The sequence below is a fragment of the Roseicyclus sp. genome, assembly GCF_052168335.1.
Classification (GTDB): Bacteria; Pseudomonadota; Alphaproteobacteria; order Rhodobacterales; family Rhodobacteraceae; genus Roseibacterium.
In genome coordinates, this window is sequence record NZ_JBQLZP010000525.1 from 1 (window position 1) to 3,820 (window position 3,820).

Here is a 3,820-nt window from a genome sequence, read left to right on the forward strand (position 1 = left end):
CGAACTGGCGCAAGCACACGCTGGCCGTCGTGGACGGGGCTGAGGTGACGCTCGACTACCGGCCGGTCCATCTCAACCCGCTGATGGGCCACAACGAGGGCGGCATCGACCTCGAGCGCATCAAGCCCAAGGCGCGGGTCTACTGATGCGCGCCGCCCGCCTCCTCATGGCCGGCCTCGCGCTCGCGCTCGTCGCGGGCTGCGCGGCGCAGCCCATGACGCGCGAGCGGGCGGCCCGCCTCTGCGAGGACGAGGCGCGCGAGGCGGACGGCATCTCGGGCAACGTCGGCTTCGGCGTCGGCAGCGGCGGGCCCGTGGGCGGCGGCAGCCTCAGGATCAGCTCCGCCATCCTGAACCGGCAATCCGAGGCCGACGCGCTTCAGGCCTGCATCGACCGGCGCATGGGCGGCGACAACCGGCCCCGCCGCCAGCCGGGCTTCAGCATCGCGATCGAGGGCGACTTCCGGTGAGCGACCCCGCGCGAGGAACACTTCAGGGATGAGCGAGGCCCCAGCGCCTTCCCCCGACAAGGAGACGGACGACCATGGTTGAACTGACCCTCCCCAAGAACTCCCGCATCCGCACGGGCAAGACCTGGCCCAAGCCGGAGGGCGCGAAGAACCTGCGCAAGTTCCAGATCTACCGCTGGAACCCCGACGACGGCGAGAACCCGCGCGTCGACACCTACTGGGTCGACATGGACACCTGCGGGCCGATGGTTCTGGACGCGCTCATCAAGATCAAGAACGAGATCGACCCGACGCTGACCTTCCGCCGCTCCTGCCGCGAGGGGATCTGCGGGTCCTGCGCCATGAACATCGACGGGATCAACACGCTCGCCTGCATCTACGGCATGGACGAGATCAAGGGCGACGTGAAGATCTACCCGCTGCCGCACATGCCGGTCATCAAGGACCTGATCCCGGACCTCACGCATTTCTACGCGCAGCACGCATCGATCATGCCCTGGCTCGAGACCAAGACCCAGCGCCCCGAGAAGGAATGGCGCCAGTCGATCGAGGACCGCAAGAAGCTCGACGGTCTCTACGAATGCGTGATGTGCGCCTCCTGCTCGACCTCGTGCCCGAGCTACTGGTGGAACGGCGACCGCTACCTCGGCCCCGCCGCGCTGCTGCACGCCTACCGCTGGATCATCGACAGCCGGGACGAGGCGACGGGCGAGCGGCTGGACGACCTCGAGGACCCCTTCAAGCTCTACCGCTGCCACACGATCATGAACTGCGCCAAGACCTGCCCCAAGGGCCTGAACCCGGCGAAAGCGATCGCCGAGATCAAGAAGATGATGGTCGAGCGCCAGCTCTGATCGGGCGATAGGGCAAACACGCGACTCATGATAGGCTTCCCCTGCGAACAGGGAGGCTGCTCATGTCGGGCAAGACCCGTCTCTTGGTGGGCACCACGAAGGGTGCCTTCATTCTCACCGCCGATGCCGGGCGCCGAGCCTGGGAGGTCTCTGGCCCGCATTGCGGCGGCTGGCCGATCAACCACATGGCGGGCGATCCACGGACCGGGGCGATCTGGGCGGGCGGCGGCGGCGACTGGTTCGGCGCGGGCGTCTGGCGCTCGACCGACGGCGGGGCGACCTGGGCGCTCGCCAAGCTCTCCTCCGGGCAGATGGACCAATGGGCCGCGAACGATCCCGACTTCGCCGCGATGATCGGGTGGCAGGACACGCCCGCCCCCTTCGGCGACACGCTGCATTCGGTCTGGTCGCTCCACCATGCGCACGGACGGCTCTTCGCCGGGACCAAGCCCGCGCAGTTCCTCGTGTCGGACGACGGCGGCGTCACCTGGGAGCGGAACGCGGGCCTCGCCGACTACGAGGACCGGGAGGCCTGGAGCCCCGGCGCCGCGGGCCTCACGCTCCACACCATCGTCACCGATCCCGACGAGCCCGCCAAGATCTGGCTGGCCATCTCGGCCGCCGGCGTCTTCGCGACCGAGGACGGCGGACGGACATGGGAGCGGCGCAACCGCCTGTCGAACGCCGAGGCCTGCGGGCATCACGACCATCCCGCGGCCCCCCGCGACGGCGAGACGGGGCATTGCGTGCACAACATGGTGCGCGCGGGCGACCCGCGGCCGGGGTCGGACCTCCTCTACCAGCAGAACCATCACGGCGTCTTCCGCAGCCGCGACGGAGGGCGGACATGGGACGACGTGACGGCGGGCCTGCCCTCGACCTTCGGGTTTCCCATCGCCGTCCACCCGCACGACCCGGACACGATCTGGACCTTCCCGCTCAACGGCGACATGGAGGGGCGCTTTCCGCCCGGCGCCTCGGCCGCGGTCTGGATGTCGAGCGACGGCGGCGACACCTGGTCGGCGCAGCATTCCGGACTGCCTGCGCGGAACTGCTTCTTCACCGTCCTGCGGCAGGCGATGACGACCGACCGCCAGCCCGAGCCCGGCGTCTACTTCGGTACCAATACCGGCTCCATCTTCGCCTCCATCGACGGGGGCGAGACCTGGGACGAGATCGCCCGCCACCTGCCGACAATCCTCGGGGTCGAGGCGGTGGACCTGCACTGAGCGGTCAAACCGCCCCGAGGTCGTAGCCGTGCCGGGCGGCGAGCGCGCCGCAGCGTTCTGCCACCGCCTCCCGTTCGGCCGGGCCCAGCGCCTCGCGCCAGAGGTTCCGCTCGGGATGCGCGTCGTCCGGCGCGTAGAGCCCCCCCGGCGCCTCGATCCCCGCAAAGCCCAGAAGGCGCGCCATCTGCCCCGGCACGTCCACCACGAGATCCTCGTAGCGCAGGTGCATCAGGCGTCCGGGCGCGGCCTGCTCCGCCATCGCGGCGATCCGCACGGCCTCGCACCAGTAGTTGATCGCGCCGTGGAGGTCCGGCACCGCCACTTGCCGGCCGAGCAGCATGCTCGCCACAACGTTGAGCGGATTCCGCACGATGTGGCAGAGACGCGCCTCGGGGAACTCCGACAGGATCAGGGGCGCGCCGTAGATGTTCTGCGGGGTCTTGTCGGCCCAGCGGTAGGGCTGGCTCACGCGCCTCACCCGCGCGAAGGCGGCGATGTAGCCGCGCTGAAGCTCCGCCTTCGAGCGCGAGGTCTCGAGCAGGCGCGCGAACACCTCCTCCGGGACTCCATCGATGGCGCGGTGTCGGCGCAGAACGGCGTTCTCCCGGTGCGGCGGCATCGAGGCGGGCGTGCGGAACGGCTCGGCCCAGCGGAGGAAATGCGTCTCCTCGGGGCAGAGGAGGCCCGGCACGCGGCGCAGGAGGTCGCGCGTCAGCGTCGTGCCCGACCGCACGCAGCCCACGAGAAACAGCGGCCGGTCGTCCGGCGCGTGGGGATCGCCGCTCATGCGGCGGTCCTGCGGGAGGGCGCGTCCATCGGCGGCAGCGCCGCGAGGAGCCGGGCGGGAAGGACCGTCGCGGGGTCCGACGCCGCATCGAACGGCACGGGAACGCCGTTCGGGGCGGCCGCCACGGCCTCCCCCTGCCCGCCGATGTCGAAGGCGAGGACCGGGAGACGGGTCGCGAGCGCCTCGTGCGTGGCGAAGGAGAAGGTTTCGGGCCAGACCGAGGGCACCACCCAGGCGGCGATCCCGTGGCGCCGGGCAAGCTCGGCGATCTCCTCGCGCCGGTAGCCGCCATGGATGCGGACGGAGGCGGGCAGCGGGCAGGCCGCGTCGACATTGCCGATCACCACGAGGTGCCGCGGGTCGCCCGCGCGGCGCAGCGCCTCGGCGAGGCCCGCCACGACGGCGGCGCCCTTCTGGGCGTTGAGGTTGCCGAGGATGCCGATGGCCCCCGACCCCTCGGGCGGGCAGACCGGCGGGGGCA

The 3,820-nt window shown here is 71.0% G+C and carries 6 protein-coding genes; 4 read left to right on the forward strand and 2 right to left on the reverse strand.

Features of this window, described 5'->3' with window-relative positions; all coding sequences use genetic code 11:
- The 4 genes from ACTS11_RS15905 to ACTS11_RS15920 form a co-directional block, all read left to right on the forward strand.
- The coding region (locus ACTS11_RS15905) for a hypothetical protein (protein ID WP_442641282.1) at positions 1–146 on the forward strand (146 nt) is incomplete at its 5' end.
- Entirely contained in the window at positions 146–469 is a 324-nt protein-coding gene (locus tag ACTS11_RS15910; RefSeq protein WP_442641277.1) for a hypothetical protein, read from the forward strand. The genes ACTS11_RS15905 and ACTS11_RS15910, both read left to right, overlap by 1 nt.
- Positions 470–543: 74 nt before the next feature.
- Positions 544–1,323, forward strand: coding sequence for a succinate dehydrogenase iron-sulfur subunit (locus ACTS11_RS15915; RefSeq protein ID WP_442641278.1), 780 nt, complete (start codon positions 544–546; stop codon positions 1,321–1,323).
- A 62-nt stretch (positions 1,324–1,385) separates the two neighbouring features.
- Entirely contained in the window at positions 1,386–2,552 is a 1,167-nt protein-coding gene (locus ACTS11_RS15920) for a WD40/YVTN/BNR-like repeat-containing protein (protein WP_442641279.1), read from the forward strand.
- 4 nt (positions 2,553–2,556) lie between these two features.
- Here the strand turns inward: ACTS11_RS15920 and ACTS11_RS15925 are convergent, their stop codons facing one another.
- Positions 2,557–3,339: a sulfotransferase family protein gene (locus tag ACTS11_RS15925; protein WP_442641280.1), complete on the reverse strand. Its 783-nt coding sequence runs from the start codon at positions 3,337–3,339 to the stop codon at positions 2,557–2,559.
- Positions 3,336–3,820 (reverse strand): glycosyltransferase (locus tag ACTS11_RS15930; RefSeq protein WP_442641281.1); only part of this gene is annotated, 485 nt, incomplete at its 5' end. The genes ACTS11_RS15925 and ACTS11_RS15930, both read right to left, overlap by 4 nt.

Coding starts and splice junctions, on each gene's coding strand:
- ACTS11_RS15920 (WP_442641279.1), top strand. CDS start 1,386: ATGTCGGGCAAGACCCGTCTCTTGGTGGGCACCACGAAGGGTGCCTTC.
- ACTS11_RS15925 (WP_442641280.1), bottom strand. CDS start 3,339: ATGAGCGGCGATCCCCACGCGCCGGACGACCGGCCGCTGTTTCTCGTG.
- ACTS11_RS15915 (WP_442641278.1), top strand. CDS start 544: ATGGTTGAACTGACCCTCCCCAAGAACTCCCGCATCCGCACGGGCAAG.
- ACTS11_RS15910 (WP_442641277.1), top strand. CDS start 146: ATGCGCGCCGCCCGCCTCCTCATGGCCGGCCTCGCGCTCGCGCTCGTC.